18 protein-coding genes and 2 pseudogenes are annotated in these 21784 nt (G+C 33.8%); 16 read left to right on the forward strand and 4 right to left on the reverse strand.

Going from position 1 to position 21784, the window contains the following annotated elements:
* Positions 1 to 224: 224 nt before the first annotated feature.
* From EB239_RS15355 to EB239_RS08110, 13 genes and pseudogenes are all read left to right on the forward strand, one after another.
* Positions 225 to 545, forward strand: coding sequence for an amino acid permease (locus EB239_RS15355; RefSeq protein WP_318261359.1), 321 nt, complete (start codon positions 225 to 227; stop codon positions 543 to 545).
* A gap of 5 nt (positions 546 to 550) precedes the next feature.
* Entirely contained in the window at positions 551 to 1936 is a 1386-nt protein-coding gene (locus EB239_RS08055; RefSeq protein ID WP_003870109.1) for an AAA family ATPase, read from the forward strand.
* A 95-nt stretch (positions 1937 to 2031) separates the two neighbouring features.
* The gene (locus EB239_RS08060; RefSeq protein ID WP_003870110.1) at positions 2032 to 3195 is read left to right on the forward strand and encodes a hypothetical protein; all 1164 of its coding nucleotides are present in this window, start codon (positions 2032 to 2034) and stop codon (positions 3193 to 3195) included.
* 116 nt (positions 3196 to 3311) lie between these two features.
* On the forward strand, positions 3312 to 3419 hold the full coding sequence (locus EB239_RS15250) for a PspC domain-containing protein (RefSeq protein WP_404815192.1): 108 nt from the start codon (positions 3312 to 3314) through the stop codon (positions 3417 to 3419).
* A gap of 318 nt (positions 3420 to 3737) precedes the next feature.
* A complete protein-coding gene (locus tag EB239_RS08070) occupies positions 3738 to 4394 on the forward strand; it encodes a hypothetical protein (protein ID WP_003870111.1) in 657 nt (218 codons plus the stop codon).
* Positions 4391 to 5650: a glycosyltransferase gene (locus tag EB239_RS08075; RefSeq protein WP_003870112.1), complete on the forward strand. Its 1260-nt coding sequence runs from the start codon at positions 4391 to 4393 to the stop codon at positions 5648 to 5650. The genes EB239_RS08070 and EB239_RS08075 overlap by 4 nt, the downstream gene beginning before the upstream one ends.
* 171 nt (positions 5651 to 5821) lie before the next feature.
* Positions 5822 to 7720, forward strand: coding sequence for a GGDEF domain-containing response regulator (locus EB239_RS08080; protein ID WP_042835472.1), 1899 nt, complete (start codon positions 5822 to 5824; stop codon positions 7718 to 7720).
* A 74-nt stretch (positions 7721 to 7794) separates the two neighbouring features.
* The gene (locus tag EB239_RS08085; RefSeq protein ID WP_003870114.1) at positions 7795 to 8595 is read left to right on the forward strand and encodes a response regulator; all 801 of its coding nucleotides are present in this window, start codon (positions 7795 to 7797) and stop codon (positions 8593 to 8595) included.
* 262 nt (positions 8596 to 8857) lie between these two features.
* A complete protein-coding gene (locus tag EB239_RS08090; protein WP_003870115.1) occupies positions 8858 to 9502 on the forward strand; it encodes a lysophospholipid acyltransferase family protein in 645 nt (214 codons plus the stop codon).
* A gap of 29 nt (positions 9503 to 9531) precedes the next feature.
* Positions 9532 to 9912, forward strand: a complete 381-nt coding sequence (locus EB239_RS08095; protein WP_050984244.1) for a hypothetical protein — start codon at positions 9532 to 9534, stop codon at positions 9910 to 9912.
* Complete coding sequence (locus EB239_RS15255; RefSeq protein WP_404815213.1) at positions 9909 to 10094, forward strand: hypothetical protein; 186 nt, start codon at positions 9909 to 9911, stop codon at positions 10092 to 10094. The genes EB239_RS08095 and EB239_RS15255 overlap by 4 nt, the downstream gene beginning before the upstream one ends.
* A gap of 399 nt (positions 10095 to 10493) precedes the next feature.
* The gene (locus EB239_RS08105) at positions 10494 to 12383 is read left to right on the forward strand and encodes an APC family permease (RefSeq protein ID WP_003870118.1); all 1890 of its coding nucleotides are present in this window, start codon (positions 10494 to 10496) and stop codon (positions 12381 to 12383) included.
* Between the two features lie 374 nt (positions 12384 to 12757).
* Positions 12758 to 14001: pseudogene (locus EB239_RS08110) on the forward strand (IS110 family transposase).
* A 336-nt stretch (positions 14002 to 14337) separates the two neighbouring features.
* On the opposite strand, the gene EB239_RS08115 reads toward EB239_RS08110, so the two are convergent.
* The gene (locus EB239_RS08115) at positions 14338 to 15687 is read right to left on the reverse strand and encodes an SEC-C domain-containing protein (protein ID WP_003870119.1); all 1350 of its coding nucleotides are present in this window, start codon (positions 15685 to 15687) and stop codon (positions 14338 to 14340) included.
* A gap of 214 nt (positions 15688 to 15901) precedes the next feature.
* On the opposite strand from EB239_RS08115, the gene EB239_RS08120 reads away from it, so the two are divergent.
* From EB239_RS08120 to EB239_RS08135, 3 genes are all read left to right on the forward strand, one after another.
* Positions 15902 to 16342, forward strand: coding sequence for a MarR family winged helix-turn-helix transcriptional regulator (locus tag EB239_RS08120; protein WP_003867965.1), 441 nt, complete (start codon positions 15902 to 15904; stop codon positions 16340 to 16342).
* 26 nt (positions 16343 to 16368) lie between these two features.
* Complete coding sequence (locus tag EB239_RS08125) at positions 16369 to 16875, forward strand: ABC transporter ATP-binding protein (RefSeq protein ID WP_003870120.1); 507 nt, start codon at positions 16369 to 16371, stop codon at positions 16873 to 16875.
* 115 nt (positions 16876 to 16990) lie between these two features.
* The gene (locus EB239_RS08135) at positions 16991 to 18439 is read left to right on the forward strand and encodes an MFS transporter (protein WP_129545129.1); all 1449 of its coding nucleotides are present in this window, start codon (positions 16991 to 16993) and stop codon (positions 18437 to 18439) included.
* Between the two features lie 635 nt (positions 18440 to 19074).
* Here the strand turns inward: EB239_RS08135 and EB239_RS08140 are convergent.
* From EB239_RS08140 to EB239_RS08150, 3 genes and pseudogenes are all read right to left on the reverse strand, one after another.
* A pseudogene (locus EB239_RS08140) lies at positions 19075 to 19329 on the reverse strand (transposase); the annotation flags it as partial.
* 137 nt (positions 19330 to 19466) lie between these two features.
* Positions 19467 to 20678 (reverse strand): hypothetical protein, encoded by a 1212-nt coding sequence (locus EB239_RS08145; protein WP_003870122.1) that lies wholly within the window; start codon positions 20676 to 20678, stop codon positions 19467 to 19469.
* Positions 20675 to 21784, reverse strand: a complete 1110-nt coding sequence (locus EB239_RS08150) for a DUF917 domain-containing protein (protein ID WP_003870123.1) — start codon at positions 21782 to 21784, stop codon at positions 20675 to 20677. The genes EB239_RS08145 and EB239_RS08150 overlap by 4 nt, the downstream gene beginning before the upstream one ends.

Raw genomic sequence — 21784 nt, forward strand, 5'->3', positions numbered from 1 at the left:
CAACTACATACTGACCGCTTCCAATGCCTCGGAACTTACAGTTAGAATATCTAACTTTTATTAAGAGTTATTTATGGTCATGTATTATTGTGATTAACTCTTTAGGGCTTATTAGTATTTTAATTATGTTCTTAGCGGGAGCATTGGAGTTTATAGGTTTTTTTTTGAATTTGCATTATTTTATAATGCCTTTGATAATTATATACATATTAATCCTAATTGCTATGATGATCGGAAACTACCAAATCAACTCCACTGTTTTCTCAAAAGTTCATCCAAAATTTAGAACACCTTCTCTGGCTATATATTTTATAGGAATTGCAACTATGTTAGTAGCAGGATTTTTACCAATTAACATAATTGCAGAACTTGTAAATATAGGAACTATGTTGGCTTTCATACTCACTTCTATCGGTGTAATAGTATTGAGATATAAACAACCAGATTTAGCGATGCTCTGGAAGAAAATACAGCACTGTGGTATAATATTACTAACTCTAAAGTTAGTAACTTTAGAGTTAGTAACTTTTAAGTTAATGAGGTGAATTTAATGTTCATTGGTAGAGAGTATGAACTTGAAACATTAAACAAACTTTATAATGAAGACAAATTTCATTTTATAGTAATGTATTGGAGAAGACGTGTGGGAAAGACTACATTATTGACCGAATTTTGCAAAGATAAACCGTCAATATTTTTTGTTGCCGAAGAATACAATGATAAAATTGCTCTTGAGTCTTTTTCAGATAAAATACTATCATATTTTGGACTGGGTGGATTAGTAAGTAGGTTTGAATCATGGGAAAAAGCGTTTCTCTTTTTAGCACAGCAGGCGAAAGATAAACGATTAGTTGTTGTAATTGATGAATTCCCATATATAGTCAATTCAAACAAAAGTATTCCATCACTTTTACAAAATTTAATAGATCATCATTTAAAAGACACTAAACTTTTTTTGATTATCTGTGGTTCTTCTGTAAGTTTTATTGAAAAAGAGATTTTAAGTTATAAAAGCCCTTTATATGGGAGAAGAACTGCTCAGTTAATAGTGGAACCTTTCAATTTTTTTGAAAGCAGAAAGTTTTTTCCTAACTATGATTTTGAAAACCAAGTTATAGCCTATGGAGTTTTAGGAGGGATTCCTCAATATTTAAATAACTTTGACAGTACAAAAGACGTATACGAAAATATTAAAACAAAGATACTGGACAAAGCATCTTATCTTTACGAAGAGCCTAAATTACTATTAAGACAGGAGGTAAGAGAACCTTCATTATATAACTCAATAATAGAAGCAATAGCAAGTGGAAGCAGTAAATTAAACGAAATATCTACAAAGGTAGGAGTTGATACTGATAAATGCTCGAAGTATATTTCTACGCTAATAGACTTAAAAATTCTTGAAAAAATTACTCCTGTTGAATTGAAAGATAAAAGCAGAAAAAGTATTTATAAAATTAAAGATAATTTTTTCAGGTTCTGGTATAGATTTGTCTTCACTAACAAAGCTTTAATTGAGCAAGGTTTGATTGACGAAGTTCTGGAAAACAAGATTAAACCCTTCATAAATGAGTTTATAGGGGAAGTTTATGAGGAAATATGCATGGACTATCTTAAGATTTTAAACAAAAAGAAGAAATTACCTTTCATTTTCGAAAAGATAGGTAAGTGGTGGGGAAATAATCCTTATAAAAGGCGTGAAGAAGAAATTGACATAGTGGCCCTTGACAAAAATAACATAATATTTGGGGAATGCAAATGGCAAAACAAGAAAGTGGATATAAGTGTTTTGAACAGTTTGATAGAAAAAAGTGCTTTGTTTAATTATCAAAATAAGTATTATATATTATTTTCAAAAAGCGGTTTTACAGATGATGTGATAAATTTTGCAAAGAACAATAGCAATGTTTTTTTGATTGAAAAATTTGATAAGTGAAAGCTATTGCTTAATGTACCTTAAAACGGTTGATACTGTACACAAAAAAATTTAAAATGTAATTAAAAAGAGTCAAAAGAGGCAGGGAGCTAATAATGAGAAAAATAGTAAACAGAAAAGACAAGATTATAATTAACTATTCTCAATCCAAGGGCGGAAAACAGCGCAGTTTTAATCTGGTTTTTCCTTACATAAATGATACCGAAATTGATGTTGTATTAGTTGCTGAAGAGAGCGATTCAGGAGAATGGAATCCTCTGAAGGCATTCATCGATAAAGAAGAGACAACAGCCGATGAAGAAGAAGCAGCAAAAGATCTTGCGGATTTAACATGGCACATATATTCGAGAAAAGAACGAAAAAAACTGCTGCCTCCCGTTGTAAACTTATGGGAAGAAGGGAATTTAATAATAGCAGCCTGCTTAAGTGAAAAATACGGAGAAAAGTTCTTTACAGCAAAGCAGCAGGAGAATTTAGAAAAAGAGGTACTAAATTCGGACAGGTTAATATGCTGGTGGCCAGATCCAGTAATATGGGAAAGTGCAAAAAAGCTTAAAGAGTCCTTTAATTTATTACCTTTTAATGAAATAGCTGTACCTTTCTACACATTTAAAGAGTATTTTAAGCGCCCAGACATACAAGCAGAAATGCAGAAATACTGGGATGAACTAGAAGAAATATCAGAGAGTCCACAGGAATTTGCTGTAATTGGAAAAAATATAAAAGTAGATGAATACGCAAAGTATTTGCGCGGTTTAAAAACGACACTGCTTTTTTTAAAGAAGAATAACATTCCCTTTAAATTAACACTTGGCAATGTTGATCAGGCAGAAGAATTTTTTAAGAAAGAAAATCTTGATCCTTTTCAGCTGGATTCATGGATAATTGCTGCTCCAATATTTGAGCCTATGTCTGATTTCTTAATAGAAGAACAAATATTAACCGGCCCAAGCAGTGTAATTACCGGGAAAGAAGAAATAAAAGCGTGTTTATCTTTTTTAAGTCACTTCCCATACACTGCACCTGTTCCAGATGCAATTGGAGCAGTTGTCTATGCAGGAGATAAGCATATTTCAAGCACAGTTTTTTGGTTTAATCCAGCAACAACCATAGAAATTGTGAACAAAACAATGGAGGAAGCTTTGGAAGAGTTAAATAAACGTGGTGCAGAAAAAATCATAATGATAGAAGAAATGGTTCCTTTTGAGACTTCATGGGAAGGCGAGGGACTTCTACTACAGATACCTGAGGGGTGGTAAATAAGAACTGATGAAGCGGATTTCAAAAAAGTAAAGAAGGAGAAAAAATTATACTGAATGAAAAAAGGGAAAATGTTTGGTGGGGTATGTGGAGGTATAGGAAAATATAGCCCACATTGGTAAGATTAATTTGGGCATTCGCAACACTTTTTTGGGGAACAGGACTTATAGTACATCTAGTTGCATGGTGGATAAGCCCTGAAGAACCCCAGAACACAGAATAAATGATGAAATACAAAAAAAGAAGATAAATTAGATGGAATTTTAGAACAATTCCTCATTCCTCCAGTTAGATCTCTGCCTTGCTTCTATTCTTATTTTAACTAGAAGATGGGGAGTCTTTTAACCTCTTTTTTAGACAAATAAGACTTGACTTATTCTAAATGAAGCATATGTTCGAAAAAATACCCATTCAAACTCTTGACGAAAATCCTTATTTGTAAGCAAAGAATAATTATTATCTATTTGTGGGAGTTATTGATTTCTGAAAAACGATATGCTATACTCAAACCGACGGTGTTGGAAAGAAAGAAGAAGAGTTTATGGGGAATAATAATTTTGAAAGTAGAACAAAAGGCAATTTTAAAGGTTTGATAGGCTTTTTTAAAAGCATAGGACTGATAATTTTCACTTTAGGTGTATGGTCGTGGATTATAGGAGCTTTTATCTGGATTTTAGGTGCATTCGGCTGGTTTTTGATTGCATATGTCTGGAGAAAAAATCTTTTTATACCGCAGGCTGTGTATTCTACAGCATTTGCTTTTGTTTTGTCTCTTGGGTGGGCTGTTATTATTTGGACAATTATGTTTGTATGGGCACAATATCATTATTACAGGCATTACAGGAAAAACAAAAGAAAATTAAAAATGCCGGTTTTTGAAGCGCCGATATTAGCATGGAAAGAACTTTCTTTAGAATCTACAGATATAGAAAAGATCATTGAAGAAAAGTGCATACATCGGGAGACCAATGAAAGCCTGTTTAGAAGTTTTGCTTCTGTAAAAGGAAAGGATTATTTAACCTCCTTTCCTCCGTTGATTATGAAAAAGAATTTTTGCACTCCAAGTGGAGATGTTGTTATTTCTGAAGGTGAAGAAATTACACCAGAAGTTATAAAAAGAATAGCAGAGGAAGGCCTGTACTGGGACTTTATTCATGAAATTTCTGAATACATACCTAAAGAGGAGGAAAGCAAATGACAGTATGGAAAGTCATAGGATGGTATGTATTTACTTATCCTCTTGCAATGAGCATAATCTGGACATCTGCAGGGATATATTTCTGGTGGAGGAGTGAGAAAAGTTATTCAAGAAAACCCAGTCAATGGCCGGAAAATTGGCCGTCAGTCACTGTTCTTGTGCCCTGCCATAATGAAGAGGTAAGTATTGCAGCAACATGCACGGCTTTACAATTTTTAAACTACCCGGATTACAGAGTAGTATTTATAGATGATGCATCCAGCGATAACACAGCGAATATTATTAGAAGATTTGTTGACTTAAATCCCAATTTTCATCTCCTGCGACTTTCTGAAAATCAGGGAAAGGCCAGTGCTTTAAATATTGCCCTGTCGGTTGCGGTAACAACATCTATTACCGTGGTAATAGATGCTGATACAATTCTTTTACCAGATACACTGAAGTACCTGGTTTATCCCTTTTTAAAACAGCCAAGACTGGGAACAGTCACTGGCAATCCTATATCTGTCAACAGGAAAAATCTTATTGAAAAGCTGCAGGCAGCTGAATTTTCCTCTATTATTGGACTTATAAAAAGATCTCAGAGAGTGCTGGGAAGGGTGTTAACTGTATCAGGATGTGTTGTAGCATTTCGAACAGAAGTTTTGAAGGAAGTTGGCGGTTTTTCACCATATACTGCGACTGAAGATATTGATATAACCTGGAAGATTCAAAAGAACTTTTACGAAGTTTGGCTTGTGCCTCAAGCAGTGGCATTAATACAGTCTCCAACGACACTGAGGGAATACTGGAAACAGCGCAAGCGTTGGGCACTTGGAGGCTGGCATTTATTGCGAACTCATAAAGATATTTTTAAAAGCTGGCACTGGCGCTATCTTTATCCTGTCTATTTTGACTTTGTACTGGGATACTTATGGGCATTTTGTTTTGTCTTTGGCACACTTTTGTGGGCTATAAGCAGTATATTTTTCCATTATCCTCTGGGAATTAGTCCAATTCCAGCCTGGTATGGGGCACTTCTTTCCGTTGCAGGGGTGGTGCAGATGTCAGTTGCTGCCTTTTTGAATTATGACTACGACAGAAACTTATGGAAAACACTTTTCTGGGTTCCCTGGTATTTTGTGTTTCTCTTTGCATTTGGTGCCCTTACTGTAGTGTGGACGGCTCCAAAAGGACTTTTTGGAAGTTTAGCTGGGGCTGGCAAGTGGAAGAGTCCAAAAAGACTTAAAATGGAGAAACCGGATATTCGAGGATGAAAGTGGGACATATAAAAAGGTGGCAGACTTTTTAACCGGGAGAAAATAAACACTATGACAGGAAAATTTTATTGCACTTTTCAAGTGATAAGAGTACAATAGTACTTTGGAAAATAAAAATCATAAATAATTTTTCAAAGGTACTTGCAAAAAGGTTGGAGGTACCAGATGATGAACGCTTTTTACCTGAAGAAGGTCCTCATTGTAGAAGATAGCAGACTCAATGCGCAGATAACAGCGGATATTCTGACCAGGCATGGATATGAAACAGAGATAGTCACATCAGGTGAAGAGGCTGTTGAAAAAGCACTAAATAACATCAAAAGCCCGGACTTAATTCTTATGGACATAGAACTTAAAGGAGCAATCGATGGGATAGATGCAGCAAGAATAATTCAGCAGCATAAAGATATCCCAATTTTATTTCTAACTGCCAATGCCAGCAAAGAAATAATGGAAAAAATAAAGTCAGTTTCAGCTTACGGGTATGTTCCTAAGGGTGTAGATGAGTATGTACTCATATCTCAAATAGAAATGGCTTTTAAGCTCTATGAGGCTAAAATGAAATTAACGCAAAATGAGGCTTTGTTCCGCAATATGTTTGAAAATCATGACGTAGCAATGATACTTATTGATCCACAAGCCGGTCAAAAGTGTTCGGAAGCTTTAAAGAAGGGTTGTAATCCCTGCCTTTGCTTCCAGCGGTTAGCTAACGGAGAAGAGAGATTAGTAGAAGTATATTCATCCCCTATAGATTATCAAGGAATAACATTGATGCATCTGATTATTTTTGACATTACTGAACAATGGAAAGCAAAGAGAGAGCTTGAATTTTATAAAAATCTTTTTGAAGACTCACTTAATGAAATTTACATATTCCATCCGCAGACGCTGAAGTTCATTGCAGTAAACCGTGGAGCAAGGGAAAATTTGGGATATAGTCAGGAGGAGCTCAAAGAAAAGACACTACTTGATTTAACACCAGATTTTACCCTGCAAAGCTTTAAAGAACTTCTTGAGCCCCTTTTAAGAGGTCAACAGAAGCAGCTCATCTTTGACACAATGCACCGCAGAAAAGACGGTTCTTTATATCCAGCAGAAATCCATTTAGAACTTATGGAATTTGATAAAGAAAAAGTGTATACAGCACTTGTGATTGATATAACGGAGCGCAGAAAAATAGAAAAAGAACTGAAGGAGAGGAATGAGATTTTAAGCACCATAATGGAATCGGCAGGAGATGCTATTATTATGCTTGATGACAAAGGGAAAGTAACCTTCTGGAATCCTGCAGCAGAACGCATACTTGGTTATTCAGAAGAAGAAATAATAGGTAAAGATTTGCACATGTTTATGATACAAGATATGCGGCTGTACGAAGCATATAGAGAAGCATTTAAAAGATTCCGTTCAACCGGAAAAGGAAGTGTTGTAGGCAAGACTGTTGAGATGAAGACAAGGCACAAAAACGGCTATGAAATTGATGTAGAACTTTCACTTTCTGCTGTAAAAATTAAAGATGCATGGCATGCAATAGGCATAATTCGCGACATAAGCGAGCGCAAGAGATTTGAGGAACTCCTTTACCGCCAGTCCATTACCGATCCTCTTACAAATATCTACAACAGGCGTTTTTTCATGCAGATGCTGGAGCAGGAAATAGAGCGAACAAAAAGGAATAAAAAGCCCTTTTCACTTGTTATGTTTGACTTAGATCACTTCAAAAACATAAATGACCGTTTCGGTCATGCAGCGGGAGATATTGTTCTTAGAAGTGTTGCCGATACAGTAAAGGGAAGGATACGAAAAACAGATTATTTTGCGCGCTGGGGAGGAGAAGAATTTATAATCCTGCTGCCAGAAACTTCTCTAGACGATGCAGTTGCTCTGGCTGAAGAGCTTAGAAAACAGATAAGTATGATGGAATTAGAAGGAATAGACAAGATAACAGCAAGCTTTGGAGTAACTGAATACAGTGACACCGATACTATTGACACAGTTCTTATTCGGGTAGACAACATGCTTTATGAAGCAAAGGGTGAAGGAAGAAATTGTGTAAAGAGCGAATAAAAAAATGGAAATAAAATATAAAGTGGGAGGAGGATAAAAAGAGAGGCTTGTAATAGAGCCTCACTAAAAGAACTATGGAGGAAAGGGAAAATAAAAAGAATATTCTAGTAGTAGATGATTCTGTATTAATACGGCTTATGGCTAAAAATATATTAGAGGCAGAAGGATATGACGTTGAAACTGCAGCTACTGCTGAAGAAGCAATATTTAAAGTAAAAAATAGAGAGAAATTATTTGATTTAGTAATTGTAGACATTAATCTGCCGAATCAGAATGGTTTTGAATTTATACAGAAACTAAAATCGCAGGCGGAATACAAAAACATTCCGGTGATGATATTAAGTGGAGATGCTACACCAGTTTCAATTAAAGAGGCAGTAGAAGTTGGTGCAGTAGAATATCTCATTAAGCCCTTTAAAGCAGCTGAGCTTGTAAAACGTGTAGTAAAACTAATAGGATACATTAAAGAAGAAGATCACTATCCGGAACTTAAAGAGCTGCTAAAAAAAGAAATAAACCGGGCCAAGAGAAGCAATGTAAATCTTTCTTTAGTTCTGGCACAATGCGAAGGAAAAATCAGAGTAGAAATTTCAAAAATAGCAAAACAGGTAAAGAACAGACTTCGAGACATAGATACAGTATTTGAGATTGATAAAAATACTTTGGCTTTAGTTCTTCCTGTTACAGGAGCTAATGGCGCAGTGGTTGTAATAAAAAAAGTTAAAGGTAAACTGCCGGGTAAATGGTATTTTGGTATAAGTACATATCCCGATAACGGCAAAGATGAAGAGGAGCTAATTAATTTTGCAAAAGAAAGCTTAATGAAAGAAATATCGAATTTAAAACAAGAGACGGCAGAAAGAAAAGAAATATAGGAGTTATACAGACAGTAATTTTTTGGTATTATATTTTTAGACAAAAAAATAATAAAATTGCTATTGCAAAGGAAATGTAAAAAAAAGCTGCTAAATTAAATACTCTGAAGATAGGCGGGCCAAGGCTTTTCTTGACCTATTTTATTTACCCCTTTATTTACAAAACATTTTTATTGGGAAAATTTAAAAAGTATTATAATATAAAGTGAAATTCAAAAGATGGACTTATATAACAACACATAAGTTTATCGGGTGAAGATCTATGAAGATTATAGGAAAATTTTTTTACTTTTTAGGAAAGTGGATATTTTATTTTTTATTTAAAATATTTATCAAAATTGAAGTTGAAGGAAAGAAAAACCTTCCTGAAAAAGGGCCTCTTATAATCGCATCAAATCATAAAAGCATATTGGATCCATTAATACTAATGGTTATATTACCTTATTATATAACTTTTCTTGCTGCTTCATACCTATTTAAAATACCCTTTTTAAATATAATTTTAAAGCTTGTGGGTGTGCTTCCTGTAAAAGAAAAAAAGCAAGATTTAAGGACATTAAAACGAGCAATAGATTTGCTAAAAAACGGCAATATAGTCGGCGTTTTTCCGGAAGGCGGGGTGAGCGTAAATGGAAATGTTAAAGAATTTAAACCTGGTTTTGGTTTCCTTTCGGTTAAAACAAATGCACCTATCCTTCCTATAGCGATAATAGGGACGGAAAGAGTGCTTCCTCCAGGAAAATGGATTCCAAAAAGGGCAAAAGTTAAAATTTGCATTGGGGAACCCATATTTTTAGAAAAAGTAAATATAAAGGATAAAAAAGAAATTTACAGTTATTTAGTAAATTATACAAGGGCAATGATTTTAAAGTTCATATCAAAATTTAGCACTCCTGTAATAAATTAAAAGGTTGTAATATTTTCCAAAAATTGGGTATGAAGTATATAAGAAGAATAAAAAAATTGCGAAGCAAAGTTCAAAATAGCCAAAGTAGAAAAATTTCTAAGATTTATAGAGGAAAAAATATTAAAAGACAAATGGTCGCCAGATGCAGTAGTAGGTTATTTGCAATGGGAGAAAGTATACCACAGAGGCCAGAGGAAATAAACAGAAGAGAAGTTTTTAGGCATTGGAAGATAGACACTGTAATGGGGAAACGAACAAATGATAAAGTTTTATTAACAATAACGGAGCGCCTTACAAGGTATGAATATATGTTTGTGATAGATAAAAAGGACTGTTTATCAATTAAAAGGTATTTGATAGACTTAAAGAACAATATAAAGAGAACTTTCCAAAGATATTCAAGAGCATAACGGCAGATAATGGCTCAGAATTTGCAGAGCTAGATGAGATGCTAAAAGAATATGGCAGTAAAGCATACTTTACTCATCCATATTCTGCATTTGAGAGAGGCACAAATGAACGTCACAATGGATTAGTGAGGAGATTTATACCTAGAGGTTGCATAATAGCTGACTTACTGGAAGGACCGTAGAGCGAGTACAAGATTGGTGTAATAGACTTCTAAGAAGAATTTTAAGATATAAGACACCAGAAGAATTCTTTTTGCAAGAGATAGCTCAAGCTATTAACTAGAATAACAAATGGGAGCAAAAAATTTAAAACAGAAGTTATTGCAGATTTAGTTAATATGTAAAATTATGGAACTGTACTTCCCCTATAGGGGAAGTACATATAAGTATCATACATGGTTATGAAATAATAGCATTTAATGTAAATAAATGTTGCGTTTAATATTGCAATTTACACTACAAAATCTTGACACGGATGAACTACGTTAGTAATTGAATTTGTTGCAATAAGGTAATATAATAATATAGTTGACTGTAAAACCATTTAATACTTCAAATTATCGGCAAAGGAGAGGATTTCCTTGCTCGAAAAAATTAAAAGGGTTTTAATTGGACAACCATTGCCAAATGAAGTTGAAAAATCAGAAAAATACGGTGTTTTATGGGGTTTGCCGATTTTGTCAAGCGATGCTATATCATCCGTTGGATATGCAGGGCAAGAAATGCTATATGCATTACTTCCTGCTGTAGGAATTTTAGCGTTTGAAAAAATCCCTATTCTTTCACTAGCTATAATTGTATTACTTTTTATTCTTATGATTTCATACAGTCAAACCATCGATAACTATCCAAACGGTGGTGGAGCCTTTATTGTTGCCAAGGACAATCTTGGAGTTTTAGCAGGAATCATTGCTGGTGCTGCTTTATCAGTTGATTATATACTTACTGTTGCTGTTTCTATATCATCTGGTGTTGATCAAATTGTAACTGCTATCAGTGTGTTAAGACCATATAAATTGGAGATATGCTTGCTTTTAGTCTTATTATTGATGATAGGAAACTTAAGGGGAATAAGAGAATCTTCACGTATATTTGGTATTCCGGCTTATGCTTTTATGTTGGCGATAGTTTCACTAATAATCGCGGGATTTTTCAAGCTCAAAACTGGTTATATACCGCCTGAACCAAAAATAAATTATCCAATACACCCTGTTACAATGATTTTGCTTTTGAAAGCATTTGGAAGTGGATGTACTGCCTTAACAGGTGTTGAGGCAGTTGCTAATGCTGTTCCCAACTTTAAAGAGCCTGCTACAAAACATGCAAAAATGGTTCTTATGCTTTTATCTTTGATAATTTTTATATTATTTGGTGGGACATCTTTACTGGCGACTTACTATCGAGTAAATCCTGAAAAAGGTGCAATGCTTGTTTTAATGGCTCAAGAAGTTTTTGGCAAAACTTTTATGTATTATTTCGTTGCTGCAACAACATTTATAATTCTTATATTTGCTGCAAATACAGCTTTTGCAGGTTTTCCAATGCTTGTAGCTGTCATGGCAAAGGAAGAATTTGTTCCAAGACAACTAAGTATGAAAGGAGACAGATTGAGCTATTCAAATGGAATAATAATTCTTTCATTAATATCTGCTTTATTAATTGTCATTTTTAAAGGCAATGTTTCGGCCTTAATTGGTCTTTATGCTATTGGTGTATTTATATCATTTACATTGTCTCAAAGTGGCATGTTTGTAAGATGGCTCAAACATAAAGGTAATAGCTGGCACATAAAAGCTTTTATAAACGGGTTTGGAGCTCTTACTACCTTTGTTGTTGTCATTATAATTGCAATAACCAAATTCAAAGAAGGCGCTTGGATTGTTGTTCTTTTAATACCTGTACTTGTTCTTGCAATGGTAAAAGTAAAACTTCATTATATTGCTGTTGCTGACCAGCTCAGAATAACACCTGCTGATAAAGAATTGTTAGATATTGAACACAATATCTATAGAAATAGAGTAATTGTTCCAATAGAAAGTTTAAACAAAGCAAGTGTAAGAGCATTAAGGTTTGCAAGGACTATATCTGATAATGTAATTGCATTCAATGTTTCTATAAGCGAGGAGCAAGCAAAGAAATTGCAAGAAAGATATAAAATGTTAAATTGTTCTATTCCTTTAGTTATCAGATACTCACCTTACAGAAAAATCATCGAACCACTTTTAGAATATATAAAGTCAGAAGAGTATAACTATCAAAAGGGAGATATAATAACTGTAATTATACCAAAATTTACTGCACCAAAGTGGTGGCAAAAGCTATTGCACAATCATACATGGTTGTTTATTGAAAAAGAGCTGTTAAAAGAAAAGCACATTGTTGTGTCTGTTATGCCCCTTCAACTAAAAGATGATGAAATTGTTTTGAAGAATAAAAAGCAATCTTTGTGGAATGTGTTAGAGAAAGATTAGATTTTTGTGATTATCAAGTATTTACAGATTTTAATATAAGAAAAATTAATGTGTTATCTTGGAAAGAGCAATGCCAGGGCAGTGGTTAATTGCTCTTTTTTAATTAACCCTCCATGCTTAACAAAGCACAACCATAGATGAAAATAAATTTTCAAGTTGCAAGAAACTAGTTTTTTGGTAAACTAAAATTAACAGGGTCAAAGGTTGATTTAATGCTGATGGATTAATACCTCGTGAATTAACCTAACTTGATTACCTTTGAGCACAACCAATTGTCGCCCCATATTAAGGCAATATGGGAACAGCACGGGTGTTAAGTTTCTTATTTTTCTCAGGTAATCAACCCTGTAATAAATTTAACAGGAGTGAAGAAAATGCAGGATTTACTAGAAGTTTGCTGTGGACTAGATGTTCACAAAGAAACAATAGTGGCTTGTTTGCTTAAAGGTTCTGTCAATGATGAAAAGCCGGAAAAAACGATAAGAACATTTTCCACTTTATTAAAAGACCTTGAAGAATTAAAAACATGGCTTGAAACAGAAAACTGTCATCATGTTGCCATGGAGAGTACAGGGATATACTGGCAACCCGTATATAACGTACTCGAAAGTGCTTTTGATGGTAACATATCAATCATAGTAGCTAATGCAAAACATATGAAGAATGTACCCGGTAAAAAAACTGATATGAAAGATGCAGAATGGATTGCTACTTTATTAAGAGCTGGTCTTTTAAGTGGAAGCTTTATTCCTCCGCAAGAAATTCGAGAATTACGCAACCTTACGAGATATCGCAAAAGCATAATTGAAGAGATATCTTCTCAAAAAAATCGTATAGAGAAGCATTTACAAAGCTGTGGATTTAAGCTTTCAAATTTTTTGACAGATATATTTGGCGTATCAGGTAGAGCGATAATAGACCATATAGCAGAGCATGGAAGTATAACAGCTAAAGAAGTTGAAAATTATGTAAGAGGGAGAGCACGCAGTAAAATAGAAGACATAAAGCTATCAATTAATGGTAGAATGAATAAGCATCAAAGAGAATTTTTAAAGCTTTTACTCAATCATTTAGATGAAACGTATAAACATCTTTATGAGATAGAAGAGAGTATTAATGCTGAGATTGAAAAATACAAGAGACAGATTGAACAGCTAGATGGAATACCTGGCATAGATGTAACGGCAGCTGCTGCAATAATTGCTGAAATAGGTACAGATATGGATAAATTCAAGACTGCAGAGCACATTTGCTCATGGGCAGGATTAAGTCCCGGTAATAATGAAAGTGCGGGAAAAAAAAGTCCACTCGAGTAACAAAAGGAAACACTTATATAAAGAGGATACTGTGTGAAGTAGCATGGAGTATAACCCGCATAAGGGATTCATATCTTGCCACATGGTATTGGAAAGTAAAGCAGCGCCGTGGTACAAAAAAAGCGGTAGTAGCACTTGCCAGGAAAATATTAGTTATCATTTATACTATGCTTAAAAATAACACTGACTATGATGAAAGAATTTTCGATGAAGTGCGAAAGAAACAGGAAATAATTCGCGTTAAACGGATTATTAACGAAGCTCGCAAGTTGGGTTTAGAAGTAACAGTGTCCCAAATTTAAGTAGTATAATTAGATAACTTTACAAAAATTCCCAGCTGATGCTTTTAAAGCATTGGTTTAATATTTATTACCTTTTTTCTGGCTGGATGTTTAAGCCTATGCAGTTGTCAATGTTCAAAATTCTCCTTTTAGATAGTCTATTTTCGTGTTAACTTTTTAATTAAAAAGAAAAAGCTTAAAAGTTTTGCCACAGTCAGCCATTATCTCATCGAATAATAAAATTTAAAATGTTAACAAAAATAAGCTACCTTAAAACTTTAAAAAGCCTTTAAAGTAGCTTTATATTGATTCTTTTTGATTTATTTATAAATTCATAACATTTCTACACAACAAAAATCAAAAACCTTTTAATGCATTTACAATCGCATTCATATTATCATATATAATTGCTTTTTGTTCTTCAATTTTATTGTAAAGCTGTTTTAAGTATTGCACTTCTTCAAAATCCTTTGACTCTAAATAGGCTATATATTCATTAAAAAATTTTCTTGATAATAGCTGTTCTAGATTTTCTAAAATCATATTGCTATCATCTATTCTTTGAGGTAAAGTATTAACATAGTTAGATAGGGATATAACAAATCTTATCTTTATTAAACTAATCTGGAATGTTGTTGGTATAGTTAAAAATTCTAATATGTTTTGAAGCTTTTCTTTGAGGTCATTATCTTTTGTAGTTTTTTCTATTTTTACTATTTTGTCTAATATAGAAAAATACACTTTTTCTGCAACTATATCTTCATCAAAAATTTCATCTATCACTTCATCAAATATAGAATCAAAAAGTTCTTGTTGTTCTGTGTTTTTCTTTTTAAAGAATTCAGCAGCTTTTGTAAGGAACTTTAAATAAAATATATAAAATACATAAAATGGTATTTCAATTTCCATTTCAGGGTCTAAAATATAATTTAATTCATCTTCCATTTCCATAAGCATATTGGCACTTAAATATTCGGCAAATATAGGATATTTATAGAATATTTCCATCACTTTCTCCTTCACTAAGTCATGAGGTAATTTTTCTGCATCATTTATAACTTTTTCTAATTCATCTTCTCCATCCACAAGGTCAAATTCCGTTGCTTCTAAGATAGGTGTTGTAAATATCTTATAAGTTTTATCTATAACTGCTATTGAAAGCCAGATAAAGATATTTTTCATTTCTTCTTCGGTAAATTTTTCTGTACGTAGAGAATAGGCTAAATTCAATAAATAGTTTTCTAAAAAAGATGTATTAGATATTTCATCTAAAACTCTTTCCATTTCTTCCTCATTATCAAGATCTACATTCATTATAAAAGTAACCGGGATCCTTAAGTCTTTCAACCCTTCATTTTTTCTGAATATATTTACAATTTTTCTAAATAATTCTTCGGTTATTTCATCTTCATTTTCTTCATTAAGTTCTTCTAGTTGTTGTTTTCTTTCTCTCAATGATTCTATTAGTAATACTTTTAATTTTTCCACATTTACAGCTTCATTTTTACTATCCAGCTTAATTCCATACATTACACTTAATATTCGTATAAATTCATAATCATAAGGTAAAAATACGTCATCTTTTTCTATTTCTTTTAAGAGGGTTTTCTCAATTTTTTCTATGTTAGGAAGACAGCATTTTTTATATTTTTTTCCACTTCCACAAATGCATTCATCATTTCTATCAATATCAAAAATTTTACTCATTTAACGCCCTCCAAATTGATTTTTACTTTCTTTTTATAGATTACCACACTGTTTTCTTCTTGTCTATTATTTTTAAGGATACTTATCTCATTGTTCACGCATTTATTTATGTCTTTATCTATCATTTTTATAATAAAATGTTTACACCCTATTGACTTTGTAAAAATAATGTTATAATATAATTTGGAAACCAAAATATTAGGGAGGCAAATTGATGAAACTAGGGTATATAGACAATTTAGAAATGTTTTTACGAGAGATAAACCACATATTAAATTTATATACTCGAAGCTATCTCAACGAAAAAAATATAACAATGGCGAGGTTTTGGGTTATGAATAAGTTGTCGGCTGACAACCCAATAACCATGAAAGAATTGCAAAGAAGGTTGCTGCTGGCTCCTGGCACTCTGACAGGGCTTGTTGACAATCTTGTAAGTGATGGGCTCGTTGAAAGATGGCGAGATGAAACTGACAGAAGGCTTGTTTATCTTAAATTAACCCAAGCAGGTGATAAACTATTAAAAGAGATCTTACAATATCGTACATCAATACTCGCAAATATTTTGAAAAAAATTGATGGACTTGACGTAGAACGTCTAAACAGGGATTTGAGGTTAATTTGGAATCAATTGAAAGAATGTGAGACTTGCTAAATTTTAATTTGGAAGCAGGTGTTTATATGCCTTTTTCTGTTGAAGTTAAAAATCTAAGGAAGCTTTTTGGAAAGTATGAAGCAGTTGCAGGTATAAGTTTTACCATAAACGAAGGAGAAGTTTTTGGTTTATTGGGACCTAATGGAGCAGGAAAAACAACTACAATTCGTATGATAACTACGCTTTTGCCTCCGACATCAGGCGAAATCAAAATAGAGGGAATAAATGTTATAAAAAATGGAGGTTATATTCGAAATTTAATAGGATATGTACCGCAAGCCTTATCAGCCGATTCAACTTTAACAGGGTATGAAAATCTTCTAATTGTTGCAAAATTATTGCGCTTACCTAAAAAAGAGAGAGAAGAAAGGATTAATCATATTCTTGACATATTAAATTTAAGTGAAGCAGCAAACAGGATTGTCAAAGAGTACTCTGGTGGTATGGTTAGGAAACTGGAAATCGGCCAGGCATTAATACATAAATCCTCTGAGTTATATTGTAGAACTTTTAAGAGGATATTTATTAAATAGTCCTATACCAAATGCAGGCTTGGATTGGCTAATAATAATATTCATAACTGTTATTTTGCAATTGTGTGCCGCATTATTATATCCAAGAATCGTTGTATGAAAGGAGATGCATACTGTGAAAAAATTGGAATACAAATGGATTGCACTTTCATGCACTACAATAGGTGCTCTTTTTTCTGTTCTTAATGGAAGTATGCTTTTAATTGCTTTGCCTGATATTATGAAAGCTTTACATGCTGATATGACTATAATCATGTGGGTTGTCATGAGTTACATGCTTTCTATTACAATACTTGTACCGACAATAGGGAGAATTGCAGATATGATTGGAAGAAAGAAATTATATGTTACAGGTTTTGCGATATTTACTCTCAGTTCTTTACTATCTGGAATGTCAAATTCGGGTATTCAATTGCTTTTGTTTAGAATTATTCAATCTATTGGTGGCGCCTTAATGATGGCTAATAGTACAGTGATTGTAACAGACGCTTTTCCTAAAAACGAATTAGGGAAAGCTTTAGGTATAAACAGCATGGTTATAAGCATTGCAAATGTCATAGGACCTATTTTAGGAGGATTTTTGCTTAAATTTGGCTGGAGAAGCATCTTCTACATCAATGTGCCATTTGGGATTATTGGCACGCTGTGGGCAGCACTACAACTTAGGGAAGTAGAGGCTCTTCCTGAGCATCAAAAATTTGATTATGCTGGTACTTTAGTATTTACCGTTGCTATGATAATACTTTTAATTGCCCTGTCTTTTGGAGGATTTGCAGGATGGGGGAATCCACACATTATTACTCTCTTTGTTGTCTCAATAGCCTTGTTTGTTTTATTCGTTTATATTGAAAATACCGTAGACCAGCCAATGCTTGATTTAAATCTTTTTAAAACGAGAATATTAGCTTTTGCCTATACGAGTAATCTTCTAAACGGAATAGCAAGAGGAGCCGTTACTTTTCTTTTGATTTTTTATTTGCAGGGTATTAAAGCAATGGATCCATTGACTGCAGGTATTTTATTGACACCATTTGCTCTTGCAATGATGGTAGTTTCTCCAATTAGCGGTTGGCTATCTGATAGGTATGGGTCACGAGAGTTAAGTAGTATAGGGCTACTTATATCTGCAGTAGGACTTGTAGGTTTTATGGGAATAAATGCTACAACGTCAATTACAAAGTTAATACTGTGGATGGCTATAATGGGTTTTGGCTCCGGACTATTTATATCTCCTAATACCAATGCTATAATGAGTAATGTTCCGGTCGACAAAAGAGGAATAGCGGCAGGAGTAAGGACAATGATGAACAATGCCGGAACAGTAATAAGTATAGCTTTGGCTATGGGAATAATTTCTTCAAGCATAGATCCGCAAGCAATGCAAGCACTTTTTGTAGGAACCCAAGTTGGGGCAAAAGGGATAGCAGTTGCTCAATTTATTAAGGGCTTAAGGTCTACTTTTGGGATATCTTTTGCAATAAGCTTGGTTGCAGCTTTTATATCCTATCTAAGAGGACCACAGCCCAAATGGGAATCAGAATATAGTGCTAATAAAAGAATGTAAGTAAGTTAAGATAATAAAAAACACCAGTAGCAGAAAGATGGATTGCAACGCAGAGAGAAAATATTGCTTTTGATAAAATCTAAGGAACCCTTTACAGCAGAAGGGTTCTTTACTTTTATAGCATAACAACTAAAACAAAAAAGTAGATAAATGCAATTTCTCAAATTGTTTTATCCTAAGACTAATCATAGTGCAAAATTATCGTAGGATTTTTAGATGATAAAAAATAAGAGACAACCCCTGTGATAAAATAGATTGTGGAAAACCAAAAAACATGAAAGGGGTGTCTCTTGTGAAAAAAATTAAGTTTGAAGATATTATACTACAAAATGCAACTACTTACATCAATAATGTGAGGGAAATTTTTAAAAAGTTATTAGATATAAATTGCAATAGGTCAAGTTCAAATTTTTGTATAAAATCCCTCTAGTTAGAATTTGTTCCTTCTTTTCTTTATCACCATCGTTCAATTCATCGTACCCCCTCCGACCCTTGGTGTCAAGGACGGACGAAAGCCTGGCGATAGCGTATCCTTGACACCAAGGGTCTACAGCAGTTACTAAAAACTGCTGGTGGTGATAAAGGTCATTTTATTGGAATAACCTTGTCCTTCGATTTTGTTGAAACTTTTTTTGCTACTCAAAATACTCAGTCGTGTCCAAATACTCTCTTCCTGAGGCCCATTTTTCATCTTGTTCCATTAATGAGGCTCCAATTAGGCAAATAGAAGATTCTCGACTGGGAAATATCCTTATTACTCTTTCACATCAACGAATTTCTTCATTTAACCGTTCTAACATATTAGTAGTACGAAGCCTTCTCCGATAAGGTTCAGGAAGTTCTAAGACCGCTATCGCATCTTTAAACCCCTCTTCTAAAACTTGTATTGCCTTAGTTACTTTATTTCAATTTCGTCCACACTACTTTATTAAAGCATAATAGTGCGGCAAAAAGGTGAATATCCTTAAGGCATTAGGAATATAGGGAAAAACCAGGTCACAACATAGAGAAGCCGCTAATGTAATAATTATAATTGCAATGAACTTGACTCTTTTAGACCCACTTTTAAGATTGTATGATTAAAAGTTAAATAACGAATAGGAGTTTCTTGATAAAAAACTACAGGCTTTTCCAGAAAATTATGCTTTTTATTAATAAGGTGTAAATTTTTTAATAAATTTTTTTTGTTTTCATATAGTTCTTCTTGTTTGCAGATGGTAAGAGATGTTAAAACCGCTGGAGCTGTAAGAAAACCGATATAACGGAGTAATTTTGAAAAAGCAAGCTGATAAAATCGGTATGGATAAGAATCAGAAAAATAGTAACTGGAAAAATTAAAAATAGGAATTATGCCATGCACATTTTCAGGAAGGTGGTATTTAAGGCTGGCAAGTAAAGGTTGCACTGACGAGGCGCTAATGAAACTAAAAGGTGGAGATAATTCGCTGACTTCTAAAGAATTTTTCACTTGAAAAAGTTTAAATGTAGAACCGACTTTAAAAAGAGCTAAAGAATAACGGTAACCAAATAAAACGGCAGCACCTCGGGCTATTTGTAACAAAGGAGCAAATTCGTAAATTTTACCGCAAGTTTGTGGTAAAAAATCTTCGGTTAAGCAGACGGCTTCGTTTTCAACCCAATATATTCCTGGGGAGTAAGGAGCAAAAAAATCTCTAAGTTGCTTAATATAAGGATATACTGTAACCATAAAATTATTAGCTATTAGCAAAGCTTTTTCTCGTTCATAAAAGCCAAGCTGGGGATAATCCTGAGATTTTAAGATTGTTGCCGAAGTAAGTTTTTTAAGTATACGAATAGCTTTGTCTTCTTTTTCAGGGTAGACTAGACCAAAAGGCGCAATGATGGAGATTACATTGGCTTTTTTAATCCGCTCTTTATTTTCTTCTAATTTTTGTAAAAGTTTTTCTGGGGTTACTTGAAAGATTGTTACTAGTTTTTGTAAATTTTGGGATTTGGTAAAAAAAGCACTAAATTGCTCTGGTACTAGGCGAAGATGAAAGATTGGCTTAATATCACTTTTTGCTGAAGAAGAAAGAGGTGGAGTAAAATAGACTTTAATTACATCTTTTCTAGATAAACCTAGTATGGAAAGGCAGTGCTCTAATTCATCTAAAAAAGTCTGCCAAGAAAATTTTCCTTCATAAAGAAGGTACTTACCTGAGCCAGCGATAAGAGTTCCAGATTGACCATTCAAAAAAATTCCAAGTGCAAGTTTCAAGAAAATACCTCCTTTTTATGGTAGTAGTCCCAATATAGCTTTTCCAGTGGCACGTAAGTAGTTCGGTAGCCAAAACATTGAGGGCCAACGACATCTAGAGCTTTGCTGATTCTGAGTCGAAGCGGTGCTGGAAGGCCCAGAAGTGCCAGCTGTTGTCCTTCATAAATTTCGTTGTTGTTTACTGGTTTAAGTTTATTTAAATCAATTGCAGAAATTAAATCAGGCACGCTAGCAACCATATTACCGTTTTTAAAAGCGAGCAGGTTTTCATATTGAAAAAGAAGTTGTAATTTTTCACCTTTTGGCGAAATTAATGTTGCAGCTTTCCATTTAGTAATTTCATATGTGGAGATGCTTGTTACGGTACCTTGGAAAATTTCCACTACTGGCCCGTAGAAAGAGTTAGAAGTTACTTCTAAAAGCAAGCTAAACAATTCACGATAATTATCAGCTTGTAGAAAGCATTCACCTATTTCTCGAGCAAAAGTTAACGTGCCTGGAAGAAGAACTCTTTTTAGCACAGAACCAGGATAAGGAAAACCAGCAAAATAACCTACTCCTCCCTGCTGGGAAATAATCTGGCGAGTATTCAATTCTAAAAGGAAGGTATCTTGCTTATCAAGAAACGAATGCAAATTATAGTTGCTGTCAATTAACACTAAAGGAGTAGCAGTTAAATTTTCAAGATGATAGGTGGTCATTTGCAATTCGGGAAAAGCTCGCCCCATAGCATCGCCATCAGTAACTGGTAAGCCTGTTTGAAGCGCAGTTAAGAGTGGGTAAAAAATATTAACCCCTGCTCCTTCAACGATTGAGATCCCCTTAAACTTAGCACCAGTATATTTTTCTAACTCCTCAATAATAATACGTGCTTCCATTCCCGAAGGTAGGCTTTCTTCACTTAATTCCGGTGAGCCTAGAAGACCTACGCCGCAAAAAAAATTGTTTTCTGGCAATTCATCAAGGGTTAGTAATGGAATAGCACGGTTTTGTAAAACTTTATGAAGCTCAGATGCTAAAAGATAGCTTTTCCCGCCACCACCCGAACCGAGGAAGATACTGCCATACCAAAGTGGTTCAATCCAATCAATGGTAATTTCTTGCAT

Source organism: Thermoanaerobacter ethanolicus JW 200 (genome assembly GCF_003722315.1).
GTDB classification, from domain to species: domain Bacteria; phylum Bacillota; class Thermoanaerobacteria; order Thermoanaerobacterales; family Thermoanaerobacteraceae; genus Thermoanaerobacter; species Thermoanaerobacter ethanolicus.

What these genes read in the sequence shown, in the direction of transcription:
- EB239_RS15355 (WP_318261359.1), top strand. Translation starts at nt 225, where the DNA reads ATGATGATCGGAAACTACCAAATCAACTCCACTGTTTTCTCAAAAGTT.
- EB239_RS08055 (WP_003870109.1), top strand. Translation starts at nt 551, where the DNA reads ATGTTCATTGGTAGAGAGTATGAACTTGAAACATTAAACAAACTTTAT.
- EB239_RS08060 (WP_003870110.1), top strand. Translation starts at nt 2,032, where the DNA reads ATGAGAAAAATAGTAAACAGAAAAGACAAGATTATAATTAACTATTCT.
- EB239_RS08070 (WP_003870111.1), top strand. Translation starts at nt 3,738, where the DNA reads ATGGGGAATAATAATTTTGAAAGTAGAACAAAAGGCAATTTTAAAGGT.
- EB239_RS08075 (WP_003870112.1), top strand. Translation starts at nt 4,391, where the DNA reads ATGACAGTATGGAAAGTCATAGGATGGTATGTATTTACTTATCCTCTT.
- EB239_RS08080 (WP_042835472.1), top strand. Translation starts at nt 5,822, where the DNA reads ATGAACGCTTTTTACCTGAAGAAGGTCCTCATTGTAGAAGATAGCAGA.
- EB239_RS08085 (WP_003870114.1), top strand. Translation starts at nt 7,795, where the DNA reads ATGGAGGAAAGGGAAAATAAAAAGAATATTCTAGTAGTAGATGATTCT.
- EB239_RS08090 (WP_003870115.1), top strand. Translation starts at nt 8,858, where the DNA reads ATGAAGATTATAGGAAAATTTTTTTACTTTTTAGGAAAGTGGATATTT.
- EB239_RS08095 (WP_050984244.1), top strand. Translation starts at nt 9,532, where the DNA reads ATGAAGTATATAAGAAGAATAAAAAAATTGCGAAGCAAAGTTCAAAAT.
- EB239_RS08115 (WP_003870119.1), bottom strand. Translation starts at nt 15,687, where the DNA reads ATGAGTAAAATTTTTGATATTGATAGAAATGATGAATGCATTTGTGGA.
- EB239_RS08120 (WP_003867965.1), top strand. Translation starts at nt 15,902, where the DNA reads ATGAAACTAGGGTATATAGACAATTTAGAAATGTTTTTACGAGAGATA.
- EB239_RS08125 (WP_003870120.1), top strand. Translation starts at nt 16,369, where the DNA reads ATGCCTTTTTCTGTTGAAGTTAAAAATCTAAGGAAGCTTTTTGGAAAG.
- EB239_RS08150 (WP_003870123.1), bottom strand. Translation starts at nt 21,784, where the DNA reads ATGCAAGAAATTACCATTGATTGGATTGAACCACTTTGGTATGGCAGT.